We start from the raw sequence: 21,620 nt of genomic DNA, 5'->3' as shown, positions 1-21,620 counted from the left end.
CCCGCACTCCCCTCCGGAATCAGGAGAAGAATGACCGGCACCATCCCCCTCGCGCCCACCGGAGGACGACGGCCGCGCGCCGCCGTCGCCATGCGACCGGACACCGCCGACGCCCTGCTCGACGCCCGGTCACTGGCCGCGCTCTCTCAGGTGTGCGACCTGGCACCGCTGCCCGTACTCGACGACTTCACCACCGACCGCGCCCGTGCGGTACTCGCCCGGACCGAACTCCTGGTCACCGGCTGGGGCTGTCCGCCCCTGGACGCGGCGGCGCTCGCCTCGGCGCCCCGGCTGCGGGCGGTCGTCCACACCGCGGGCTCCGTCCGCGGGCACATCACCGACGCCTGCTGGGAGCGCGGCATCGAGGTGTCGTCGGCCGCGGCCGCCAACGCCCTGCCGGTCGCGGAGTACACCGTCGCGATGATCCTGCTCTCCGGCAAACGAGTCCTGGAGCGGGCACATGCCTACCGCTCGGAGCGCCGCCGCGACGACTCGCTGACCACCTCGCCCACCCTGGGCAACTACGGCCGGACCGTGGGCATCCTGTCCGCCTCGCTCATCGGCCGCCGGGTCATCGAACTGCTGCGCCCCTACGACGTGCGGGTACTGCTGCACGACCCGTACGTCTCCGATGCGGAGGCCGCCGAACTCGGCGTCCGGCCGGCCGGGCTCGGTGAACTGTTCGCGCAGAGCGACGTGGTGAGCGTCCACACACCGCTGCTGCCCGCGACGCGCGGGCTCGTCAGCCGGGACCTGCTGATGTCGATGCGTCCGGACGGCGTCCTCCTCAACACCTCACGGGGCGCCGTCGTCGACCAGGACGCGCTCGTCGATGTCCTGAGAACGGACCGCATCCGAGCGGTCCTGGACGTCACCGACCCCGACACACTGCCGGCCGGGCACCCCCTGTGGGAGTGCGAGAACGCCCTGATCACCCCGCATCTCGCGGGCTCCCAGGGCAATGAGTGGCAGCGGCTCGTCGACCTGGCGGTGGGCGAGACCGAACGCTGGACCGCGGGCGACGGCTTCGCCCATCCCGTACGACGCGAAAGGCTGGCGTTCCTCGCATGAGCGCACCGCACCCCGACTCCCCGCTGGAGCTCCCCGCCGACGACCGGAGCGCGAGCCCGGTCACCGGCTACACCCGTGCGCACTGGGAAGCGGCCGCGGACGGGCTCCTGAAGGCCGCCTGGCAGTGGGCCACCCCCGGCAGCGCACTGCTCGATCTGCCGGGACGGCCCTCCGGCTCCGGGGTCCGCTCCGACGGCCTCGAGGGCTACGCCCGCACGTTCCTCGCCGCCGCCTTCCGGGTCGCCGGCGCGGACGGCAAGGACCCGCACGGCTGGCTCGACCGCTACGCGGACGGGCTCACGGCCGGTACCCGAACCCCGGGCCGGGACGACGCCGAGTCCTGGCCGCTGATCCTCGACCACAGCGTGTTCGGCCAGCCCATGGTCGAGTCGGCCTCGGTCGCGATCGGGCTGCGTCTCACCCGGCCGTGGCTCTGGGACCGGCTGGACCCGGCGGTCCAGGACCGCGCCGAGGAGTGGCTGCGCGGCTCCCTGCGGCACACTCCCGCGCCGAACAACTGGTATCTGTTCCCCTATTCGGTGGCCGGATTCCTGGAGTCCGTGGGCCGCGGGGACGCGGAGACGGCTCGTGCCCGGGAGCGGGCACAGGACCTGATGGAGAGCTGGTACCGCGGTCAGGGCTGGTACGCGGACGGCGACGGCCGCGCGTTCGACCACTACAACGGCTGGGCGCTGCACCTGTACCCCGTGCTGGACGCCCATCTGTCCGGTGACGCGGAGCTGTCCGCGCACTACGGGGCACGGCTGCGCGAGCATCTGGAGAGCTTCTCGCTGCTGTTCGGCGGGGACGGTGCGCCGATCCACTTCGGCCGTTCGCTGTCCTACCGGTTCGCGGCCGGTTCGGCGGTCGGGCTCGGCGCCCTCACGGGGCACACCCCGCTCACGCCGGGCGCGTCCCGCCGGGTGATCAGCGGGGCGCTGCGCTACTTCCTGGACCGCGGCGCGACCGGTACCGACGGGCTGCTGAGTCTGGGCTGGCACGGACCGCACGAGGCGACACTCCAGCCCTACTCCGGTCCGGCCTCCCCCTACTGGGCGTCCAAGGCCTTCGTCTCCCTGCTGGCCCCGGCGGACCACCCGCTGTGGACGGCCACCGAGGAGCCCGCGCCGAGCGAGGGGCCCGACCGGGTGCTCGCCCTGCCCGCGCCGGGGCTGCTCGTCCAGTCGACGCGGGCAGACGGGATCGTACGGCTGCACAACCACGGCAGCGACCATGTCCGGCCGCACGAGGGTGAGTCGGCGGTTCAGGACGACCCGCTGTACAGCCGTCAGGCGTACTCGACGGTCACCGGTCCCACCGCGCGGGCGAACACGGCGGACAACCACCTCGCCGTGGTCGTCGCCGGGAACCGCAGCGGCCGCCGTGCCGTCCGTCCGCTGGGTACGGGCGGGGGCGACGGCTGGGGGTGGGCGGCGTCCTGGCACCGCCCGGTGTTCGAGGGCGGTGCGCCGATGGTGCCGGGGCTGCGGGTGGAGAGCGTGACCGTGGCCCGCGGCCGGTACGAACTGCGGGTGCACCGGGTGCTCGGCGCCCCGTACGGCGCCCGGGTGGAACAGACGGGCTGGGCGACCGGTCCCGGCTCCGCGGTGACGTCCGCGCTGCACGGGCTGCACGGCTGGGAGTCCCGGGACGAGGTTCGGGCCCCGCAGGGCACGGCGTACACGCGCTGGGCGGTGCTGCCCCGGCTGGCGGCGGACGCGGAGGGCACGGTGGTGCTGGTGTCGCTCGCGTCGCTGAGCACGGAGCCGGACGCGGACGCGCTCGACGCGGTGGTGAGCGGGGTGAACGTCGACGGGGACACGGTCGAGGTGTGCTGGTCCGAGGACGCGGCGACGACCCGTATCGGCTTCGGACCGGTCACCGTCACCCACGGATGACAATGCCGGCGGGGGTGCGCGTCGGCGCACCCCCGCCCGTCGCCCTACGCGTCCGTGCGGATCACGACCGCGAGCGTGCGCGGGCCGTGCACGCCCTCGACGCGTTCGAGTTCGATGTCGGAGGTGGCCGACGGCCCGCTGATCAGCGTCGTCGGCCGCTCGGGCACGAGCCGGGCCACCGCCTCCGGTACCCCCACCTCCACGGCCGACAGGTCGATGACGCAGACATGGAGGTCGGGCACCAGGGAAAGGGCCCGCCGCCCCTGGCCGGACGAACCGTCCAGGAAGATCGTGCCGGTCTCGGCGCAGCCGACGGCCGAGGCGGTGACGACCCCGTCAAGGGCGTCCAGTCGCGGCGCCGGAATGCCTGCGGAGTCCTGCTGGACCTCGCCGTCGTAGGCGGCGAGCCACTGCGGGTCGAGTCCGGCGGGCACTCCGATCAGGCGCGCGCCCCGCTCGCGCAGCACCTCGGCGACGACCTCGGCCGTGCGGTCGGCGGTGCAGGGGTGGACGTGGGCCTTGTAGTCGACGAGCCGGTCGGTGAACAGGGCCAGTCGCTCGTCGTCGGGGAGGGTGCGGCCGGTGCGGTAGGCGCGCGGCACGGGGGTGGCGGTGACGGGGGCGAGGGCCAGGGCGTCCCGGACGCGTCCGAGCACCGTTTCGCGAGCGGTCGTCACTTCTCCTCCTCCTGCTGCTGGTTGCGCGTGTACTCATCGGCGGCGCTCCGCATCGCCGCCGCGCCCTCGTCCGAGGCCAGCCAGGAACGGAAGGTCTCCCTGGGCGGGGCCGGGGTGTCCCGGCTGTCGCTCCAGCCGTTGAAGGGCGGCGGCAGATGCGAGATCCTCCCGTCCCGTCCGGCGAGGACGCGACCGAGCCCGGACGCCTTCTGGGCGGCTGTGAAGAGCTTCGGCCTCTTCATCACGCCGGCTGCCGCCTTCATGGCGAGCTGCTCGGCCGTGGTGCCGGACTGCTCGGTGTGCTGGTGGCGCAGTTCGACCAGCAGCGACGGGATGTCGATCTTGACGGGGCAGGCGTCGAAGCAGGCTCCGCAGAGGCTGGAGGCGTACGGGAGCGAGCTGTTGGGGTCGTCCTTGGCCGCGTGCATTCCGGCGAGCTGCGGGGTGAGGACGGCGCCGATCGGTCCGGGGTAGGTCGAGCCGTAGGCGTGGCCGCCGGCGCGTTCGTACACCGGGCAGACATTGAGACAGGCCGAACAGCGGATGCAGTTGAGCGCCTCGCGGCCGATCCGGTCCGCGAGGGCCGCGGTGCGTCCGTTGTCGAGCAGCACCAGGTGGAAGGTCTGCGGCCCGTCGCCCGGGGTGACTCCGGTCCACATCGACGTGTAAGGGTTCATCCGCTCGCCGGTGGAGGAGCGCGGCAGCAGTTGCAGGAAGACTTCCAGGTCCTGGTAGCGCGGCAGCACCTTCTCGATGCCCATGACGGTGATCAGGGTGTCGGGCAGGGTGAGGCACATCCGGCCGTTGCCCTCCGACTCGACGACGGACAGGGTGCCGGTCTCGGCGATCCCGAAGTTGGCTCCGGAGACGGCCACCTTCGTCGTCATGAACTTCTCGCGCAGATAGGCGCGGGCCGCGGCGGCGAGATGGGCGGGGACGTTGTCCAGGGACGGGTCGACGCCCGGGATCTCCTTGAGGAAGATCTCCCGGATCTCGTCCCGGTTGCGGTGGATCGCGGGCACCAGGATGTGCGAGGGCTTGTCGTGGGCGAGCTGCACGATGAGCTCGGCGAGGTCCGTCTCGTAGGGGGTGATGCCGATCGATTCGAGGTGCTCGTTGAGACCGATCTCCTGGGTGGCCATCGACTTGACCTTGATGACCTCCTTGCTGCCGGTCTCCTTGATCAGCCGCGCGACGATCTCGTTGGCCTCGCCGCCGTCCCGCGCCCAGTGGACGGTGCCGCCGCGCTCGGTGACCTTGCGCTCGAGCTCTTCCAGGAGTTCGGGGAGCCGGTTCATGGTGTCGGTCTTGATGGCCGATCCCGCGTCGCGCAGCTCCTCCCAGTCGGGCAGCTCGCCGGTGACGTTGAGGCGTTTGGCGCGGATGGTGTGGGTGGCCCTGCCGAGGTTGCGGCGCAGCTGTTCGTTGCCCAGTTCGTCATGGGCGGCTGCGGGGAACTTCCGGTCGCCGCGCAGATTGCCCGTGCCGTACGGGGAGCGGGGCGGGGTCGCGGGCATGCCGAGAAAGGTGCTGCTCATCGGGCGGCCTCCGTCAGGACGTGCGGCGAGGTGCGGGTGGCGGAGAGGATCTGGGCCAGGTGCAGGGTGCGGGTGCCGGACTCGGTCCGGGAGAGCCCGCCGCCGATGTGCATCAGGCAGGACGAGTCGCCGGCGGTGCACACGGCGGCGCCGGTGGTGGCGATGTTGCTCATCTTGTCCTGGAGCATCGCGGTCGAGGTGTCGGCGTTCTTCAGGGCGAAGGTGCCGCCGAATCCGCAGCAGGCGTCGGCCTCCGGCAGTTCGACCAGGTCGATCGAGTCGACGGCCCGCAGCAGTCTCAGTGGTTTGTCACCGACCTTGAGCATGCGCAGGGAGTGACAGGTGGGGTGGTACGTGACCCGGTGCGGGAAGTACGCGCCGACGTCGGTGGCGTCCAGCACGTCGACGAGGAACTCCGACAGCTCGTACGTCTTCGCCTTCACGGTGGCGACGCCCGCGCGCAGGGCCGCGTCCCCGTAGCGTTCGGCGACGAGTCCGTGCTGGTGCCGGACCGAACCGGCACACGATCCCGACGGCATGACGACGGCGTCGATGGAGGAGTCGCCGAACTGCTCGGCGAAGTTGCGTACCAGCGGGACGGGTTCGCGCTGGTAGCCGGTGTTGATGTGCATCTGGCCGCAGCAGGTCTGCCCCGGCGGGAACACCACTTCGTGGCCCAGGCGGGCGAGCAGCACCGCGGTGGATTTCACCGCCTCCGGGAAGAGCGTGTCTCCCAGACAGGTGGCGAAGAGTCCGATGCGCATGGGTCTCCCCGATCAGTTCTCGGCGTGATGATCAGTGCGTTTTATGGTCCGACCATACTATCCTCAAGCCGGAACGAGGAAGAGGGCAGCACCGGCGGACCCGTGCCCGAACACACGAAAGCCGCCGCGGCGCCCCCGAAGGGCACCACGACGGCTCAGGTCATGATCAGCCGGCGGCCTTCTCGTCGACCAGCTTTCCGTGCAGCCCTCGGATGTGCGCCTCGACCAGATCGGCCGCCTTCGCACCCTCACCCGCCCGCACCAGGCGCAGCAGTTCGGTGTGGTCCGCGTTGAGCGCGGCGGCGGTGGCCGGCCAGTCCTCGGCGGCCTCCAGGGCACGCAGGATCAGCGGCCGGACGGACTCGCGGACGGCGGAAGTCAGCGTGGAGGTCAGCGCGTTGCCGGAGCTCCGGGCGATCTGGACGTGGAACCGGGTGTCCAGGTCGTTGAACTCGGGCACGTCGACGTCCGGCGCCCCCATCCGTACGAGCAGCGCCTCGGCCTCGTCCAGATCCGCCGCGGACGCGTGCCGCGCGGCAGCCTCGAAGCCGGCCCGCTCCAGGGTGACGCGTGCCTCCAGGACGTCCTCCAGGCTGTAGCTGTCGAGGGCGAAGTGGAGCCGGAGCAGCCGCCCGAGGGCGTCGTCGGGGTTACGGACGATGCGCGCCCCGGCGTCCGGGCCCCGGCCCGGCTGTGCCACCAGCACGCCGATGGTCTCCAGCACCCGCAGCGCCTCACGCAGCGCGGACCGGCTCACCCCGAGGACCGGGGCGAGCTCCCGCTCGGGCGGCAGCCGGTCGCCGGCCTTGAGGTCGCCGGCGAACACCCGCTGCTCGATGCTCTGGAGCACCAGCTCATGCGTGCGCGACTGCCGTACGGGCTGCCATTCGACGGGCATCCGCCACCCCTTGTCCCGGCCGCAGCCGTTCCCTTGCCGACCGCTCTTGTCCGAATCTCCCACTATGTCACACACGGCATGTGGTCGGACCAGAAAGAACGCCCGGAGCGAGGGCCCGCGACCCTAGTACGTCACCACGATGCGGCGGGCCACGCCGTCCACGCGCACCTGTCCGCCGTACGGGACGACCTGCTGCGGGTCCGTGTGGCCGAGGTCGACGTCGAAGACGGCCATCATCCCGGGGGCGTACTCGCTCAGGGCGCGCAGCACCGCCTCGCGCTGCCGCTCTCGGTAGCGCTCCCCGGCTTCGGGGTCGAGGGGCTGCTCGAAGGACCAGTTCTTGGCGCGGCCCATCAGCAGGGCGGGGAACCGGCGCAGGAGTCCGCGCTCCCCCATGTTCCGCAGGATCCGGTACACCTCATCGGCGCTCGGCATGTCCTCGGAGGTTTCGAGGAACAGCACCCGGCCCTCGTACCCGGCGGCCGGACGGATCTCCCGGTCGGCCATGAGCATCCAGGACAGGATCTCCAGATTGCCGCCCCAGCTCGCCCCCTGGACGACCCGTCCGGCGTTGTGCCAGGTCCATCCACCGGCGGGCAGCATGCCGGGTTCGGCGTCGAAGGTGCGTGGGTCCTCCCAACGGCCGTTGACGCCGCCGGTCTCCTTCGCCGGGGACAGTTCGTGCTCTCCGTGCGTGAACAGCGCCGCCCGCAACGACTCGGCCGTCAGCGCGTGCAGGGCGCCGGGGCGTCCGAGTTCGACCATCACCGATCCGCCGTGGTAGCCGACGATGCCGAGGTTGTCGAGGAACACCAGCAGGTTGGTGTTGTCGCTGTAGCCGAAGAACGGTTTGGGGTGGGCGCGCAGCAGTTCGCCGTCCAGATGGGGCAGGACGGTGATCTGGTCGTCCCCGCCGATGCTGGCGAAGACCGCCTTGACCGTCGGGTCGGCGAAGGCCGCGTGGATGTCAGCGGCGCGCTCCTGCGGGGTGGAACCCATCTTCCGGGTCGCCGGGTACTCCACGGGCTCCAGTCCGAAGTCCTCGCGGATTCTGCGCAGGCCCAGTTCGTACGGCAGGGGCAGGATGCCGGGGAGCCCGGACGAGGGGGAGAGCACGGCGACGCGGTCGCCGGGCCGGGGCTTGGAGGGATAGCGGGGTGCCGTCATCCGGTGAGCCTAATCAGCACACTGCCGCACTGTCCGCCGGATATCCGCCGACGGGCTACGACGTGCCGGTGGGCGTGCCCTGGTGGAAGTACATCCGCCAGCGCGAATCCGTCCGCCGCCAGAGCGAACTGCGCCTGACACGACGCCCGTTGATCTCCGAGACGAATGTCAGGTGGACGAGGTCCGGGGCCAGCCGGACGCCGGACATCTCGGTGACCGCACTCGGGTCGGGGGCGCCCTCGTCGACGGCGGAAGTGACGGCCAGGATCGACGTCCTGTCGTAGCGCCGCCCGGAAGCGCCGAACTCGGTGAACTCCGGGTCGAGGAGTTCGGTCACCGCCTCGGGTGACGCCCGTACGTCCGGATCGAGCAGCTTCAGCTCACCGTCGATGGCGGCCCGCACGGCCCGTTCGTCCTCGTCGCGTCCATTCATGCGCAGACCCTAAGGCGCGGTCACCGCATGTGCACGGCCATTTCCGTGCGTCAGGCCAGAACCAGCAGGTCCATCCAGCTGACGGCCGGCCGCCCGGGCTCCTGGGCAGCGGCGCTCCGCAGCCGGCGCATACCGCGCGCGAACTCGTCGTCCGTGAGGCCACGGAGTTTGGCGTCGGCGTCCCGCCGTATCCGGTCGGCGAACTCACCGAGACTCGGTGCGCTCTCCTGCGGCACCGCGTGCAGCGCGACCCGCGCGAAGCCGGCGGCTGCGAACGCGGCGCACGTCTCCTCCACGGTCGGGTAGCCGTCGACGATGCGCTCGGCCCCGGGGAAGAACCGCACCCGCAGATCACGGGCGCACCGGCCGGGGAACGAGTTACGGATGAGCACCGGGGCGCCGGGCTTCAGTGCCCTGCGCAACTCCCGTGCCGCGGCGGGCAGATCCTCGATGTGGTGCACGACCGAAGCAAGCCAGGCCGCGTCGGCGCAGCCGTCCGGCACCGGCAGCGCCTCCGCCCGCCCGTCCAGCACCTCGATCCCCGCGGTCCGCGGGATCAGCTCCCGCAGGGCAACGGCGGGCTCCACCGCCAGCACCCGTACGCCGAACCAGTCGCGGAACGCGGTGGAGAAGGCTCCCGTGCCGGCGCCGATGTCCAGTACCGTCGCCCCCGGCGCCAGCGCCACCTCGGCCGCGACCGCCGCATGCCATGCGGTGAGTCCGTCGCGCGGTATCTCCCGGGCGAGCCGGTATTCCTCGGCGAAACGACGGTCGGCAGCGGTCGCTTCCATGGGCCCTCACTCCTGGTGTGGCCGGCCGGCGGGGCGACCGGCAATCCGGTCCGCCGTGCCACTTCGGCGGATGCTAGCGACCTCCCATTCAGTTGTCTAGACCAAGTGCCGCGAGCGCGCCTCAGCCGGTGAAGGCGCCATGCCGGCCCGCACCGCCGCCGAACCGGTCCGCACCCGCCTGCGTCTCCCCCGCCGTCAGCGGCACCAGGCCGTGGCGGTACTCCACGGCGAGCGCCTCCGCCTCACCGAGGCCGTGCTGTTCGCGCACGGAGAGCCGGTCATGGCGCAGGCAGAGCTGGGGGAACCCGGCGATCTCCCGGGCGAGCCGCTCCGCCTCGCTCCGGGACTCGCCGGTGGGGACGAGCCGGTTGACCAGCCCCATGCCGTACGCCTCCGGGGCCGGGACGGGCCGGCCGGTGAGGATCATGTCCATGGCCCGGCTCTCGCCGATGAGGCGGGGCAGCCGCACCGTTCCGCCGTCCACCAGCGGCACTCCCCAGCGGCGGCAGAACACCCCGAAGACCGCGTCCTGTTCGGCGACCCGCAGATCGCACCAGGCGGCCAGCTCCAGGCCTCCGGCCACCGCGTGCCCGGCGACCGCGGCGATGACGGGTTTGGCGAGCCGCATCCGGGTGGGCCCCATCGGCCCGTCCCCGTCGGCCGTGACACTGTTGCCGCGCTCGGTGCCGATGCCCTTGAGGTCGGCCCCGGCACAGAACGTGCCGCCCTCACCCCACAGGACGGCGACCGAGGCGTCCGGGTCGGCTTCGAACGCCCGGAAGGCGTCGGCCAGTTGGCGGGCGGTCGGCCCGTCCACCGCGTTGCGGACCTCGGGGCGGGCCAGAACCACCGTGAACACGGGACCGTCGCGCTCGATGCGTACGGCGGGACTCTCACTCATCGTTCGCCTTCCCACGGATACGGTCGGGCCGGCGGTGGGTGCTGCGCCCGCCGCGCCCCGCTCCCGCGAACCGTACGGGAGCCGGGCAGAGCCCGCACCGGAATCGGACCCGGCAAAGCGCCACATGTTCGCCCATATCGCACACTTCGGACGGCCGGCGTCCACCCAGTTCATAGGATTCTCACGCAGCCCGGTTACGGTGGCCCGCGTGACGCAGACGAGCCCGCCCGGCTGGCATCCAGACCCCGGGTACACAGGATTTGGCCCCATCCAGGAACGCTGGTGGGACGGCACTCAGTGGACCGATCAGCTGCGGGTCCCGCCGGCCGCGCTCCGCAGCCGGCGGATACGCATCGGCGCCGGCATCACCGCGGCCGTGGTGGTCCTCGCCGCCATCGGGGGCGGTGTGTTCCTGCTGTCGGACGACTCCGGCACGTCGGATCCCACCGCCGCCGGCCCGTCCACCCCGCCCTCCCACGCGCCCAGCCGGCAGCCCGGCGCACCGGGTGGCGGCGGGGGCAACGGGGGTAACGGCGGCGGGAGCGAGAACCCCGCACCGCAGCAGCCGCAGACCGAGGACGGCTACGCGACGGACATGGCCAGCGGCATCAGCATCCCGGTCCCGGACGGCTGGAAGGGCGAGTCGGGCATGGGTGCCGGCGTGACCACCGGTTCGTACGCCTGCCCCGGGGACAGCGGGGAGAAGTGCGTGCGCGGCGGAGTGTTCTCCGTCCCGGCCATGGCACTGAAGCTGAGCACCACGACCGCGAAGGACACGGCCGAGAAGGACATCGCGACCAATGCCGAGGAGTCGTACGGCGAGAAGATCTACGGCGGCATCACCTCGCACCAGCAGCTGAAGTCCGAGGCGGTCACGGTGGCCGGCCAGCAGGGCTACCGGGTGCGCTGGAAGGTGGTCACGAAGAACGGCGACGACGGGTACGTCGAGTCGCTGGCCTTCCCCTCACCGAAGTCCAAGGACATGCTGATCGTCGTCCGCTCCGGATTCGACATCAACTCCAAGGCACCCGCCCTGTCCGTCCTGGACGACATCACCAAGGGCATCAAGGCCGCCTCCGGTACGGGTTCCGGCCCGGGAACCACGGCGTAGCCCCTTCTGCGTGGGGCATTGCGGCGGCCCGGGTGAGTACCCGGGCCGCCCGGACTGAGTACGCCGCCCGATCCCGCACCGGTGCGCCCTTGCTGGAATGGAGCCATGGCTCCCGACGCACCGCGCCCCCGCATGCAGCACGTCACCAGCACCGGCACCACGCTCGCCGTCACCCTGGCGCCCCTGGTGATCGGTGTCCTGTTCGCGCGCACCATGGCCCTGGACCCGCTGACCCCCGTGAACGCGCTGATCACCCGGACCGGGCACGGCACGGGCGTCTCCCCCGCCGAGTGGCGCGGCTGCGGCCGGAGCGCGCTGCGGCGGTGCCGGACGTGGAAGCCCGTGGCCCGGCGCGGCGCCCGCCGCGCGGAGATGGCTGAGCCCGGCCGCCGAGGCGGCGGCCTCGCTCAGTCCGCCCGGTAGCGGCCTCGCTCAGCCGGCCCGGTAGACGAAGGAGGGCCACGGCTCACCCGTCGCCCGGCTGTTCCTTCCGCGTCCCGGTCGCGCGCGCGGGCAAAGGTGGAGAGACAGGTTGCGTGGACATCGCTCAGCGGGCCGCGCCCGGTGAGCTCCTTGAGGCGGCGGAGGGCAGCGGTCGCTTCGTCCGGACGGCCGGCATCGAGATGGCCGTCGACGGCCGCACCGAGAGCCCGGGCGAGCGCCGACTGCGCGGCGGCGATCCCGGCCCCGTACGGTCCCGGGTCCCCCGCTTCCATGAGTTCCCGCCGCAGGGTCTCGGCCTCCTCGAAGCAGGCCGCGGCCCCTTCGTCGTCCTGGGCCCGGTAGCGGGCCCGGCCCAGGACCATCAGCCGGTCGGCGACCGTTGACCGGTCCGCTCCCCCGCCGGCCCCGGCGAGGCGTCGGGTGATCGCCAGCGCCTCCTCTCCTGCGGCCACCGCGCCGTCGAACTCACCCCTCAGGCGCAGCCGGACGCCGAGGTTGGCGAGTGTCCGGGCCGGCTCCGGCTCGTACGGGCCAGGATCGCGCCCGACGGCGCGGCGGTAGAGCTCCACGGAGCGTTCGGTGGCGGCCACGGCCTCGGGGTGCTCGCCGTCGCGCGTGCGACAGCGGGCGAGGTCGTCGAGGGCGTCGGCGAGCCGGGGCTCGTGGGCATCCGGGCCGGCGAGGGCCAACTGCGCGCAGGGACTCACGAGTTCCCCGCGCACCGCCCGCTCCTCGGTGCGCGCGTCCAGCAGGCCGAGGTGGTGGGCCAGACATTCCAGGGCGAGGACGAGCAGGAGTTCACCGGCGGCCTGGGCACCGGCGGCCAGGATCCGGCAGCGCGACACGGCCTCCTCGGCCGTGGCACGTGCCGCGGAAAGGTCACCGGTGGCGCCGAGGCACCATGCCAGATCGATGAGCAACTGGGCGCACAGCACCTGGGTCTCCGGGTAGAGCCCGGGGGTGAGGGAGCCGACGCGCTCCCTCGCGTCATCGCCCGCCTCGACCGCCTCCGCGAACCGGCCGAGCACCCGCAGCCCGCCGGCCAGTTCGGCCGGCGTTCTGGTGTGGAGCACGGCCAGCCGGAGCTGCTGCCACCCGGACAGTTCCCGCAGCAGCCCGACGCACTGGAGACAGACCTCGACGGACTCGGCCGTGCGCCCGGCCCGGCCGAGGATCCAGGCGTGCGCGCGCAGCGCGGTGGCCGGGCCGCCCAGGGACCGGTCGGCGTGCCGGGGTGTCGCGGTCCGGTAGGCGGCCACGCTGTCGCGGGCGGATACGAGCGCATCGTCCGGTAGGTCGAGCCCGGCCAGCGCCAGGGCGCGCATCAGGTGGCAGTACGCGGTCTGCTTCGAGGAGGGATGCGCGTCCGGGACGTTCAGGGACTCCTCGGCCGCCGCGTTTGCCTCCTCGTATCTCTCGGCATGGAGCAGCAGTTGGGCCTGGAGCACGAGCGAACGGGACAGCAGGTCCGGGGCGGCGGGCCGCCCGCTGAGCTCCGCGCCCCGGCACAGGGCGATGGCCTCCGCGCCCCAGGCGAGGCGGCGCTCCAGCGGCTGCGGGCGCACGATCACCCAGTGGGGCGACGAGCACCGGAGCAGCGCGCGGGCGAGCGGCGTCCCGGCCCGGCCGCGCCCGTCCCGGCGGCCCGCCGCAGCACCGGCAACAGGGTCCGGGCAGGTCTCATGCGCTCCCCCTGAACACTCGGCAGTTGTAGGGGTGACGGCCGGGGACGCCGCATGGTTGCGCGCGGAGCGGCACGGATCCGTCCCCGGCCGGCCACGGCAGCGCCACGGCCCGGAAAACCGGTTCCCCGAACGTGCTCCCTTCCCTAGACTCGCCATGAAATCGCGCGTCGGCACTCCGAATCGGCGCGCGCACCGTGACCCTTGAGGGGAGACCTGCCGTGCGCTACCGCACCGCTGTCGTCGTCCCCCTGTCGCGGTACGAGGTGATCCTGGTGTCTACCTCCGCCCGGCGCCGGCTGCGCGGCCGGCCCCGGACACCCGAGACGAACACCTGAGCCTTGTCCGCTTCCTGACGGACCGTCCGTGCGACGGCGCCCCTGTGCGCCGCGGCAAGGGCGAAGGGTTTCCGCGGCCGTTCGAAAGGCCCGCGTCGTCCGGGCATCGCGCCGTCTTCTTCCGGATCATCCCGAAAGGCCACGGACCGTGCGTACCGAACTGCACCGTCAACTCACCGGCACACTGACCGGCGTTCGCAATCTGGGCATTCTCGCCCACGTCGACGCCGGGAAGACCACCGTCACCGAACGGATCCTCTACGCCACCGGCACCACCCACAAGCGCGGCGAGGTCCACGACGGGACGACCATCACCGACTTCGACTCCCAGGAACGCGACCGCGGGATCACGATCTTCGCCGCCGCCGTCAGCTGCACCTGGGCCGGCCACCGGATCAACCTGATCGACACCCCGGGGCACGTCGACTTCGCGGACGAGGTCGAGCGTTCGCTGCGGGTGCTGGACGGTGCGATCGCCGTGTTCGACGCGGTCGCCGGTGTGGAGCCGCAGAGCGAGTCCGTGTGGCGGCAGGCCGACCGGCACGCCGTGCCGCGTATCGCGTTCGTGAACAAGCTGGACCGGACCGGCGCCGACCTCGACTCGGCGGTCGCGTCGATCCGGGAACGGCTGCACACGGTCCCTCTCGTGGTCCAGTTGCCGATCGGATCGGAGGAACGGTTCGCCGGAGTGGTGGATCTGCTGCGTATGCGGGCACTCGTCTGGGCCGACGGCCATGACACGTACGAGGAACAGGAGGTGCCCGACGGTCTGCGGGACGAGGCACGGCGGCGCCGGCGGCTGTTGGAGGAGACGGTGGCCGAGCTCCACCCGGCCGCGCTGGAGGAGTTCTGCGCTCACTCGGAGCTCTCCGAACGGACGCTGGCCGGGGCGCTGCGCGATCTCACCCGAAGCGGTGAGGGTGTCGTGGTGCTGTGCGGTTCCGCCTACCGCAACCGCGGGGTCGAGCCGCTGCTGGAGGCCGTCGTGGACTATCTGCCCTCGCCGCTGGACGTGCCGCCCGTACGCGGCACGCTCGGCGACGCGGTGCAGGAGCGGGCCGCCGATCCGGAGGCGCCGTTCGCCGCGCTCGCGTTCAAGGTCAACGCGACCGCGACGGGCCGGCTGACCTATCTGCGGGTGTACTCGGGAACGGTCAGGAAGGGGGATACGGTGCTGGACACCGGCGCGCGGCGCAGCGAACGCATCGCCCGGATCCTGCGGGTCCAGGCGGACCGGCATGTCGACGTCGACTCGGCGGTCGCCGGGGACATCGTCGCGGTCATCGGGCCCAAGGCCGCCCGTGCCGGTGCCACCCTGTGCGCGCCGGACGCCCCGCTGGTCCTCGAACCGCCGACGGTGGCCGATCCGGTCGTCTCGGTGGCGGTCGAGGCCCGGCGGAGCACCGACACGGAGCGGCTGGTGACCGCGCTGGTCCGGCTGGTCGAGGAGGATCCGTCGCTTGCGGTACGGACGGACTCCGAGACGGGTCAGACGGTGCTCTCGGGCATGGGAGAACTGCATCTGGAGGTCGCGGTGGAGAAGATCCGCCGCGCCCACGGGCTGGATGTCCGGGTCGGCCGGCCACAGGTCGCCTACCGGGAGACGGTCGTCCGCGGCGTGTCCGGTCTGGTCCACCGGCACATCAAACAGGACGGCGGGGCCGGTCAGTTCGCGCACGTCGTGATCGACGTCGAGCCGTGGGAGGGGGCCCGCGACGACGGTACGGGTTCGGCGGAGTTCGAGTTCCGCTCGGCCGTCACCGGCGGCCGGGTTCCGCAGGAGTACGTCCGGGCCGTCGAGGCCGGCTGCCGGGACGCCCTGGTGGAGGGTCCCCTCGGCGGGCATCCGGTGACCGGGGTGCGGGTGACGCTGACCGATGGCGCCACTCATCCCAAGGACTCCTCGGAGATGGCGTTCCGTACGGCCGGACGGTTCGCGCTGCGCGAGGCGCTGCGCTCCAGTGCGATGGTGCTGCTGGAACCGGTGGCCGAGGTCACGGCCACCGTGCCCGACGACGCCGTCGGCGGGGTGCTCGGTGACCTGGCCGCCCGGCGTGGCCGGGTGTCGGGCTCCACCGCGCGGGCCGGTGCGGCGGTGATCACCGCGACCGTGCCGCTGGCCGAGCTGTTCGGCTACGCGACGCGGCTGCGCAGCCGGACGCAGGGCCGTGGAACGTTCACCACCCGGGCCACCGGCTACGCCCCGGCACCGGCCTCGGTGTCCGGCACGGAGCCGGCGCGTTAGGGTCTTTCGTCCGGACGAGAGGCCCCGGCGCGCAGGGCCGGTCCCACCCGTCAGCGGGCGGGACCGGCCCTGGTGACATCAGGATCGGGCCGGGGTCAGTGGACCGGCTCGGGGTACGTCGGGTACTCCACCCCGGAGACGTGCTGGACGACCCGGATGACCTGGCAGGAGTAGCCGAACTCGTTGTCGTACCAGAGGTAGAGGATCGCGTTGTCGCCGTCGACCTGGGTCGGTCCCGCGTCGACGATGGAGGCGTGACGCGATCCGATGAAGTCGCTCGAGACCGCGTCGGGGGCGGTCGTGAAGTCGATCTGCCGCTTGAGCGGCGAGGTCAGCGACACGTCGCGCAGGTGGTCCAGGACCTCCTCGCGGGTGGTCTCGCGGCCGAGCTTCAGGCTGAGGATGGCGATCGAGACGTCCGGCACCGGTACGCGGATGGAGCTGCCGGTGATCGTCGCCTCGAGGTCGGGCAGGGCCTTGGCGACGGCCGAGGCGGCACCGGTCTCGGTGATGACCATGTTCAGCGGCGCGGAGCGGCCACGGCGGTCGGAGCTGTGGTAGTTGTCCAGCAGGTTCTGGTCGTTGGTGAACGAGTGGATGGTCTCCACGTGCCCGCGCAGGACGCCGTACTCGTCCGCCATCGCCTTGAGCGGCGGGACGATCGCATTGGTGGTGCAGGAGGCGCAGGAGATGATCTGCTCGTCCGGCTTGATCATGTCGTGGTTCACGCCGTGCACGACGTTGAGCACGTCGCCCTTGCCCGGCGCGGTCAGGACGACCTTGGCGATGCCCGGACGCAGGTGGTTCGAGAGGCCCTCGCGGTCGCGCCACTTGCCGGTGTTGTCGATCAGGATGGCGTCGTTGATGCCGTAGGCCGTGTAGTCCACCGACGTCGGGTCGTCGGAGTAGATGACCTGGATCTCGTTGCCATTGGCGATGATCTTGTTGTTCGCCTCGTCGACGGTGATCGTGCCCTGGAACTGGCCGTGGATCGAGTCGCGGCGCAGCAGCGAGGCGCGCTTGACGATGTCCTGGCCCGCACCCTTGCGGACGACGATGGCGCGCAGCCGCAGACCGTTGCCGGAGCCGGCCTTCTCGATGAGGAGGCGGGCCAGCAGGCGGCCGATGCGGCCGAAGCCGTACAGAACGACATCGCGCGACTCACGGCGCTCGATCTTGTTCGCACCCGTGGCACCGGCGACGGCACCGGCGGTGAACTCCGCCTCGGAAAGACCGCGGTCGTCGGCCTTGTATGTCGCGGCCAGCATGCCGATGTCGATCTGAGAGGGACCGAGATCAAGCGTGGTGAGGGCCTGGAGGAACGGCAGGGTCTCGGTGACCGAGAGCTCCTCGCCGTCGATCTGCCGGGCGAATCGGTGGGTCTTGAGGATGCTCACCACCGACTTGTTCACCAGGGAGCGGCTGTGCAGGAGGACGGTGACGTCCCTCTCGCGGTGCAGCTTCCCGATGATCGGGATCATCGACTCCGCGATCTCCTCGCGGTGCATCCAGTTGGTGAACGAGTCGTCATTGACAGTCACAGGTTTATCTTTCGAGCTAGGCGGCGCTCATATGGTAACCCGTCGCTCTTTTGATCATCCAAACGGTGTCGCCCGAGGTCACGGAGGGGCCCGGTCCGCGCCGGTCCGCGAGGGACTCGGCCGCGTTCGAACAGCGGACACGAAGCTGTCATACGGGAACCGGAATGCGCGGCCAACTCCCCGCGGTTTTAGCTGACATGACAGTCGGAGTAACGCTCAGCGCGACCGGATCCGCCAACCAGATCGACGCCACCGTGCAGCTCGCCAGGGAGGCCGCCGCGGCGGGGCTGCGGTCCGCCTGGTTCGGGCAGACCTTCGGGGCCGACTCCCCCGGCCTCGCGGCGATCGTCGGGCGCGAGGTAGCGGACCTGCACGTGGGCACGTCCGCGATCCCGGTCTTCGGACGCCACCCGCTGATCGTCTCCAGCCAGGCCCAGACCGCGCAGGCGGCCACCCACGGCCGCTACCACCTCGGGCTCGCACTCGGCACGAAGACGCTGACCGAGGCGGGCTTCGGCATCCCCTACGAGCGGCCCATCGCCCGCCTGCGCGAGTTCCTCACCGCACTGCGGCAGCTCACCGAGACCGGCAGCGCCGACTTCCACGGCGAGCTGCTCACCGCGACGACCCCGCTCCCCGCCCGGGTGCCCGGGGCGGAGGGCGGCGTCCCCCTGCTCGTGGCCGCGATGGGCCCGCAGGCGCTCCGGGTCAGCGGCGAACTGGCGGACGGGATCCTGCCCTACCTCGCGGGACCCCGGGCCCTGGCCGAGCACATCGTCCCTGCGGTCACCGCCGCCGCCGAGGCCGCGGGGCGCCCCGCGCCCCGGATCGTGGCGATGGTGCACGGCGTGGTGACCGGCGACCCCGAATCGGCGCGCAGGACGGCCACCGAGCAGCTCGCGTTCTACGAACAGTTCCCCTCGTACGCGCGGGTCGTGGAACTCTCCGGCGCCGCACGGGCGGGCGACGTGGCCGTGATCGGCGACGAGAAGGCGGTCGCCGCCGAGGTGCGGCGCTACCGGGACGCCGGGGCCACCGAGGTGGTGTTCTCGGGGACGGACCTGGCCGGGGAGGCCGACCGGCGCCGCACGTGGGCACTGCTCGGGGAACTGGCGGGCTGAGCGGACGGCCGACGGGTCACACCGGACCCGCCGTCCATGGCCAGCCGGCCTCGCGGCCGGCATCGAGGTGGCCCACCATCCGGAACGCGGCGTCCGTGAGGCCGCCGAAGGTGTACCGGCGGGGGCCCGCCGGGCCATGGGCGGGCCAGTACCCCGCGAGGTTCCAGGTGTAGACCGGAATGTCGGCCGGGACGGGTTCGGCGGGCCCGCCGGGGCCGGAGGGTGCGGCCTGTTCGTCGGTGACGATCAGGACCCGGTCGTGCTCCTGGTAGTGGGTGCGCACCGCCTTCGTGGTGTGGGTGCCTCCGAGACGGTGGAAGCGTTTCAGCACCTCGAGCACGGGCTCGCCCGGCTCGAACGGCAGCGCAGCGCTCTTCCAGCCGAACTCCACCAGATCCGCCTGCTCGGCACGCAGGGCCAGGGCGGCGCCGAACACGGCCGCCGCGTCCGCCCGGGTCAGCGTGGACCGCTCGGAGACAGGGCCCCAGAACATCGAGTCGGAGCGGTCCACCAGGATGAGGGTCCGGCCGGGCAGGGGCGGCACGTTGGCGAGGGCGTGTCCCAGTGCTTCTTCCAGGGCGGCCGCCCAGCGCTGCGACGCGTGCCGGTGGGCGGCCAGGTAGCGGAAGGGGAACTGACGGGAGCGGGCGACCTCTCGGGGGTCGGCGAGGCGTGCGGCGATCGTGGCCGCGACTTCGTCCGAGACACCCGCCTCGTCGAAGTTGCGCAGGTTGCGCAGGAGCGCCATCGGAGCCATCGCGGGGATCACGGCCTCCCAGACGGAGGCGTCCATCGGTCCGTGGAGCAGGCCCGCCAGGGCCTCCCACGTCATCCCCGCCGCGGCCAGCAGCTCGGAGCCGCCCGGCCCGGTCACCATCGCCCGCCGCTCGTCCGCGGCCGGCTCCATCAGCGCCCGGTGCGCGGTCAGTACGCGGTCGGAGGGCGGCGGGAGGGCCTGCTCCGGGTGGTGGCGGCGGTCCAGCGCGTACCGGAAGAGGGCGCCCTGCCAGGGCTTCTCCGGATCGGGGGAAGCGTGCACCAGGTTGAGCACGTCGCCGAAGCGGAAACCTTTGGACGCGGTGTCGTACTTGAGCAGGGAGCGGGACGTGTACAGACGGCGTACGGCGTCCGCGACGCCCCGCTTCACGGGCTGCGGGACGTTCCGCCCGTAGGCCGAGATCCAGTGGGCGAGCAGCTCACCGGGCTCGTCGGCGCGGTGGAGCACCGAGTCGATCACGGACCGGTTGGACGGGCCTGCGGACACCCCGGCCTCGAGCCGGGCCCGCACGAACGCGGCGGCGCCCACCAGGGACGCGGTGCGCATGTTGCCCTCGCCGCGAAGCCAGCGCAGCAGGCCGGCCGTCCACACGGGTTCCTGGACGGCGAGTTCGCCGACGAGACGGGCGTACCGGGCGTCCCGCTCCTCACCGCTCTCGTAAAAGGTCCGCTGGGACACGAAGTTGCCGACGGCGAGGAGGAAGAGCTCCTCGCGAGGCTCTCGGACGAAGGCCGCGCCGCCCTCGTAGGTGCTGGGATCCGTTCCGGCGGGCCGGTGGTGGAGCCGTGGCGGTGAAGGAGTACGGGCGGCCGCCGAGACGTGCGGGGCGACAAGCATCCCGGACCAGATCTTGGAGACGTGCGGGGTGTGACGAGGCAGCGAATCCCCCCGGATTCAAGGATGGGACGGCCCCGGCCGCAAGGCCCGTCGGGGCGAGGACGACCACACCTGCCGAGATCAAAAGGGGCGGCGGCGTCACTTGGTTGTCAGAGGAAGTAGCCGCAGCCGAGCGCATCGGAGGCATGGTCGCGACGCCAAGGTACAAGGACCCCCGGCCGCACACCACCGGTTTGATCGCGTCCGGCAGCCGGGACCGGCCGTCCCCCGTGCCGCTGCGGGCACGGGGCGCCGCGGGCGGGTCAGGCGATGTCGATGATCGTGCGCAGGGCCTCGCCGGTGTGCATCTGGCGGATCGCCTCGTTGATGTCCGTCAGCGGGACGTGGTGCGTGATCATCGACTCCAGGTCGATGCGGCCCGCGCGCCACAGGTCGATGATCGTGGCGTAGGTGCGGCGAATGTCGTCGCCGCCGTAGAACGAAGGCAGGATCGCCTTCTCGTTGAGGACGAGTTCGGCCATGCTGATGTCGCTCATGTCGGTGCGCGAACCGGCGCCCACGAGGCAGACCGTGCCGCCGAGACGGGTGGCGTCGTACGCGGCGCGCAGGGTGACGGCCTTGCCGACAGCCTCGAAGGCGTAGTCGAAGCCGAAGCCCCCGGTGAGCCGCTTGACGGTCTCCGGAAGCTCCTCGGGGGCGATGGCCTCGGTGGCGCCGAACCTGAGGGCCCACTCGCGGCGGTTGGGTGTCGGGTCCACGGCGATGATCCGTGCCGCGCCCGCCACCTTGGCGCCCTGGAGGATGCTGATCCCGACGCCGCCGAGACCGATCACGACGACCGACGAACCGGGCTTCACCTTGGCGGTGTTGAGGGCCGCGCCGATGCCGGTGGTGACACCGCAGCCGATGAGCGCGGCGATGTCGTACGGCACGTCGTCGGGGATCGGGATCGCCGCATAGGCCGCGATCACCGTCTCCTCGGCGAAGGTGCCGGCGCCCAGCATGCCGGGGACGATCGTCTCCCCGCTGCGGAAGTTGGGGTTGGCGAGATTGCGGTAGCCGCTGCGGCACAGGTGTCCGTCGCCCGCCTTGCAGGAGGGGCACGCGTCGCACGGCGGCATCCAGCAGACGATGACCCGGTCGCCGGGCTTGACGTGGGTGACGCCCTCGCCGACCTCGACCACCTCGCCCGCTCCCTCATGGCCTGGGACGAACGGCGCGGGGTGGGCGAGCACACCGCTCATGGCCGAGAGGTCGGAGTGGCACAGGCCGGCCTTGTGCATCCTGACCCGGACCCGGCCGGGGCCGAAGGACACCGTCTCGACGTCGACGACGTCCAGGGTGTCGTCACCGGTCTTGTGCATTACTGCTGCGTGCATCATGTG

18 protein-coding genes are annotated in these 21,620 nt (G+C 72.1%); 6 read left to right on the top strand and 12 right to left on the bottom strand.

Features of this window, described 5'->3' with window-relative positions; all coding sequences use genetic code 11:
- The first annotated feature begins 30 nt into the window (after positions 1–30).
- Both OG782_RS33525 and OG782_RS33520 read left to right on the top strand, forming a co-directional pair.
- A complete protein-coding gene (locus tag OG782_RS33525; RefSeq protein ID WP_406457512.1) occupies positions 31–1,071 on the top strand; it encodes a hydroxyacid dehydrogenase in 1,041 nt (346 codons plus the stop codon).
- Positions 1,068–2,969, top strand: a complete 1,902-nt coding sequence (locus OG782_RS33520) for a DUF2264 domain-containing protein (RefSeq protein WP_406457510.1) — start codon at positions 1,068–1,070, stop codon at positions 2,967–2,969. The genes OG782_RS33525 and OG782_RS33520 overlap by 4 nt, the downstream gene beginning before the upstream one ends.
- A gap of 44 nt (positions 2,970–3,013) precedes the next feature.
- On the opposite strand, the gene OG782_RS33515 is transcribed toward OG782_RS33520, so the two are convergent.
- The 8 genes from OG782_RS33515 to OG782_RS33480 form a co-directional block, all read right to left on the bottom strand.
- Positions 3,014–3,646: a lactate utilization protein C gene (locus OG782_RS33515; RefSeq protein ID WP_406457508.1), complete on the bottom strand. Its 633-nt coding sequence runs from the start codon at positions 3,644–3,646 to the stop codon at positions 3,014–3,016.
- Positions 3,643–5,184, bottom strand: a complete 1,542-nt coding sequence (locus OG782_RS33510; protein WP_406457506.1) for a LutB/LldF family L-lactate oxidation iron-sulfur protein — start codon at positions 5,182–5,184, stop codon at positions 3,643–3,645. The genes OG782_RS33515 and OG782_RS33510 overlap by 4 nt, the downstream gene beginning before the upstream one ends.
- On the bottom strand, positions 5,181–5,948 hold the full coding sequence (locus OG782_RS33505; protein ID WP_406457504.1) for a (Fe-S)-binding protein: 768 nt from the start codon (positions 5,946–5,948) through the stop codon (positions 5,181–5,183). Before OG782_RS33505 ends, OG782_RS33510 begins: the two co-directional genes overlap by 4 nt.
- A gap of 166 nt (positions 5,949–6,114) precedes the next feature.
- Positions 6,115–6,846 carry a FadR/GntR family transcriptional regulator gene (locus tag OG782_RS33500; RefSeq protein ID WP_406457502.1) on the bottom strand — a complete coding sequence of 244 codons (732 nt, stop codon included), beginning with the start codon at positions 6,844–6,846 and terminating at the stop codon, positions 6,115–6,117.
- A gap of 123 nt (positions 6,847–6,969) precedes the next feature.
- A complete protein-coding gene (locus OG782_RS33495; protein WP_406457500.1) occupies positions 6,970–8,013 on the bottom strand; it encodes a S66 peptidase family protein in 1,044 nt (347 codons plus the stop codon).
- 55 nt (positions 8,014–8,068) lie between these two features.
- Positions 8,069–8,446 carry a DUF4440 domain-containing protein gene (locus tag OG782_RS33490; protein ID WP_406457498.1) on the bottom strand — a complete coding sequence of 126 codons (378 nt, stop codon included), beginning with the start codon at positions 8,444–8,446 and terminating at the stop codon, positions 8,069–8,071.
- A 50-nt stretch (positions 8,447–8,496) separates the two neighbouring features.
- The gene (locus OG782_RS33485) at positions 8,497–9,237 is read right to left on the bottom strand and encodes a class I SAM-dependent methyltransferase (RefSeq protein ID WP_406457496.1); all 741 of its coding nucleotides are present in this window, start codon (positions 9,235–9,237) and stop codon (positions 8,497–8,499) included.
- 121 nt (positions 9,238–9,358) lie between these two features.
- Positions 9,359–10,138, bottom strand: a complete 780-nt coding sequence (locus tag OG782_RS33480; protein WP_406457494.1) for a crotonase/enoyl-CoA hydratase family protein — start codon at positions 10,136–10,138, stop codon at positions 9,359–9,361.
- Between the two features lie 208 nt (positions 10,139–10,346).
- Here OG782_RS33480 and OG782_RS33475 point away from each other — a divergent pair, with 208 nt between their 5' ends.
- Together OG782_RS33475 and OG782_RS33470 are read left to right on the top strand one after the other, a co-directional pair.
- Positions 10,347–11,249 (top strand): DUF2510 domain-containing protein, encoded by a 903-nt coding sequence (locus OG782_RS33475; RefSeq protein WP_406457492.1) that lies wholly within the window; start codon positions 10,347–10,349, stop codon positions 11,247–11,249.
- Between the two features lie 105 nt (positions 11,250–11,354).
- A complete protein-coding gene (locus OG782_RS33470) occupies positions 11,355–11,672 on the top strand; it encodes a hypothetical protein (RefSeq protein ID WP_406457490.1) in 318 nt (105 codons plus the stop codon).
- Here OG782_RS33470 and OG782_RS33465 read toward each other — a convergent pair.
- A complete protein-coding gene (locus OG782_RS33465) occupies positions 11,657–13,258 on the bottom strand; it encodes a tetratricopeptide repeat protein (RefSeq protein WP_406457488.1) in 1,602 nt (533 codons plus the stop codon). The two genes, OG782_RS33470 and OG782_RS33465, sit on opposite strands and share 16 nt — an antisense overlap.
- A 603-nt stretch (positions 13,259–13,861) precedes the next feature.
- Between OG782_RS33465 and fusA the strand changes: the two genes are divergently transcribed.
- Entirely contained in the window at positions 13,862–15,958 is a 2,097-nt protein-coding gene (fusA, locus tag OG782_RS33460) for an elongation factor G (protein WP_406457486.1), read from the top strand.
- A gap of 95 nt (positions 15,959–16,053) precedes the next feature.
- On the opposite strand, the gene OG782_RS33455 is transcribed toward fusA, so the two are convergent.
- Entirely contained in the window at positions 16,054–17,499 is a 1,446-nt protein-coding gene (locus OG782_RS33455) for a glyceraldehyde-3-phosphate dehydrogenase (RefSeq protein WP_406457484.1), read from the bottom strand.
- A gap of 197 nt (positions 17,500–17,696) precedes the next feature.
- On the opposite strand from OG782_RS33455, the gene OG782_RS33450 reads away from it, so the two are divergent.
- Complete coding sequence (locus OG782_RS33450) at positions 17,697–18,620, top strand: LLM class F420-dependent oxidoreductase (protein WP_406457482.1); 924 nt, start codon at positions 17,697–17,699, stop codon at positions 18,618–18,620.
- Between the two features lie 16 nt (positions 18,621–18,636).
- On the opposite strand, the gene OG782_RS33445 is transcribed toward OG782_RS33450, so the two are convergent.
- Both OG782_RS33445 and OG782_RS33440 read right to left on the bottom strand, forming a co-directional pair.
- Entirely contained in the window at positions 18,637–20,235 is a 1,599-nt protein-coding gene (locus tag OG782_RS33445) for a TROVE domain-containing protein (protein ID WP_406457480.1), read from the bottom strand.
- 302 nt (positions 20,236–20,537) lie between these two features.
- Positions 20,538–21,614 (bottom strand): zinc-binding dehydrogenase, encoded by a 1,077-nt coding sequence (locus tag OG782_RS33440; protein ID WP_406457478.1) that lies wholly within the window; start codon positions 21,612–21,614, stop codon positions 20,538–20,540.
- Positions 21,615–21,620 lie beyond the last annotated feature (6 nt).

The sequence above is a fragment of the Streptomyces sp. NBC_00876 genome, assembly GCF_045207435.1.
In the GTDB taxonomy this organism is placed as follows: domain Bacteria; phylum Actinomycetota; class Actinomycetes; order Streptomycetales; family Streptomycetaceae; genus Streptomyces.
The sequence above is the reverse complement of the archived record's forward strand: the minus strand, read 5'-3'. Positions and strand labels throughout refer to the sequence as shown.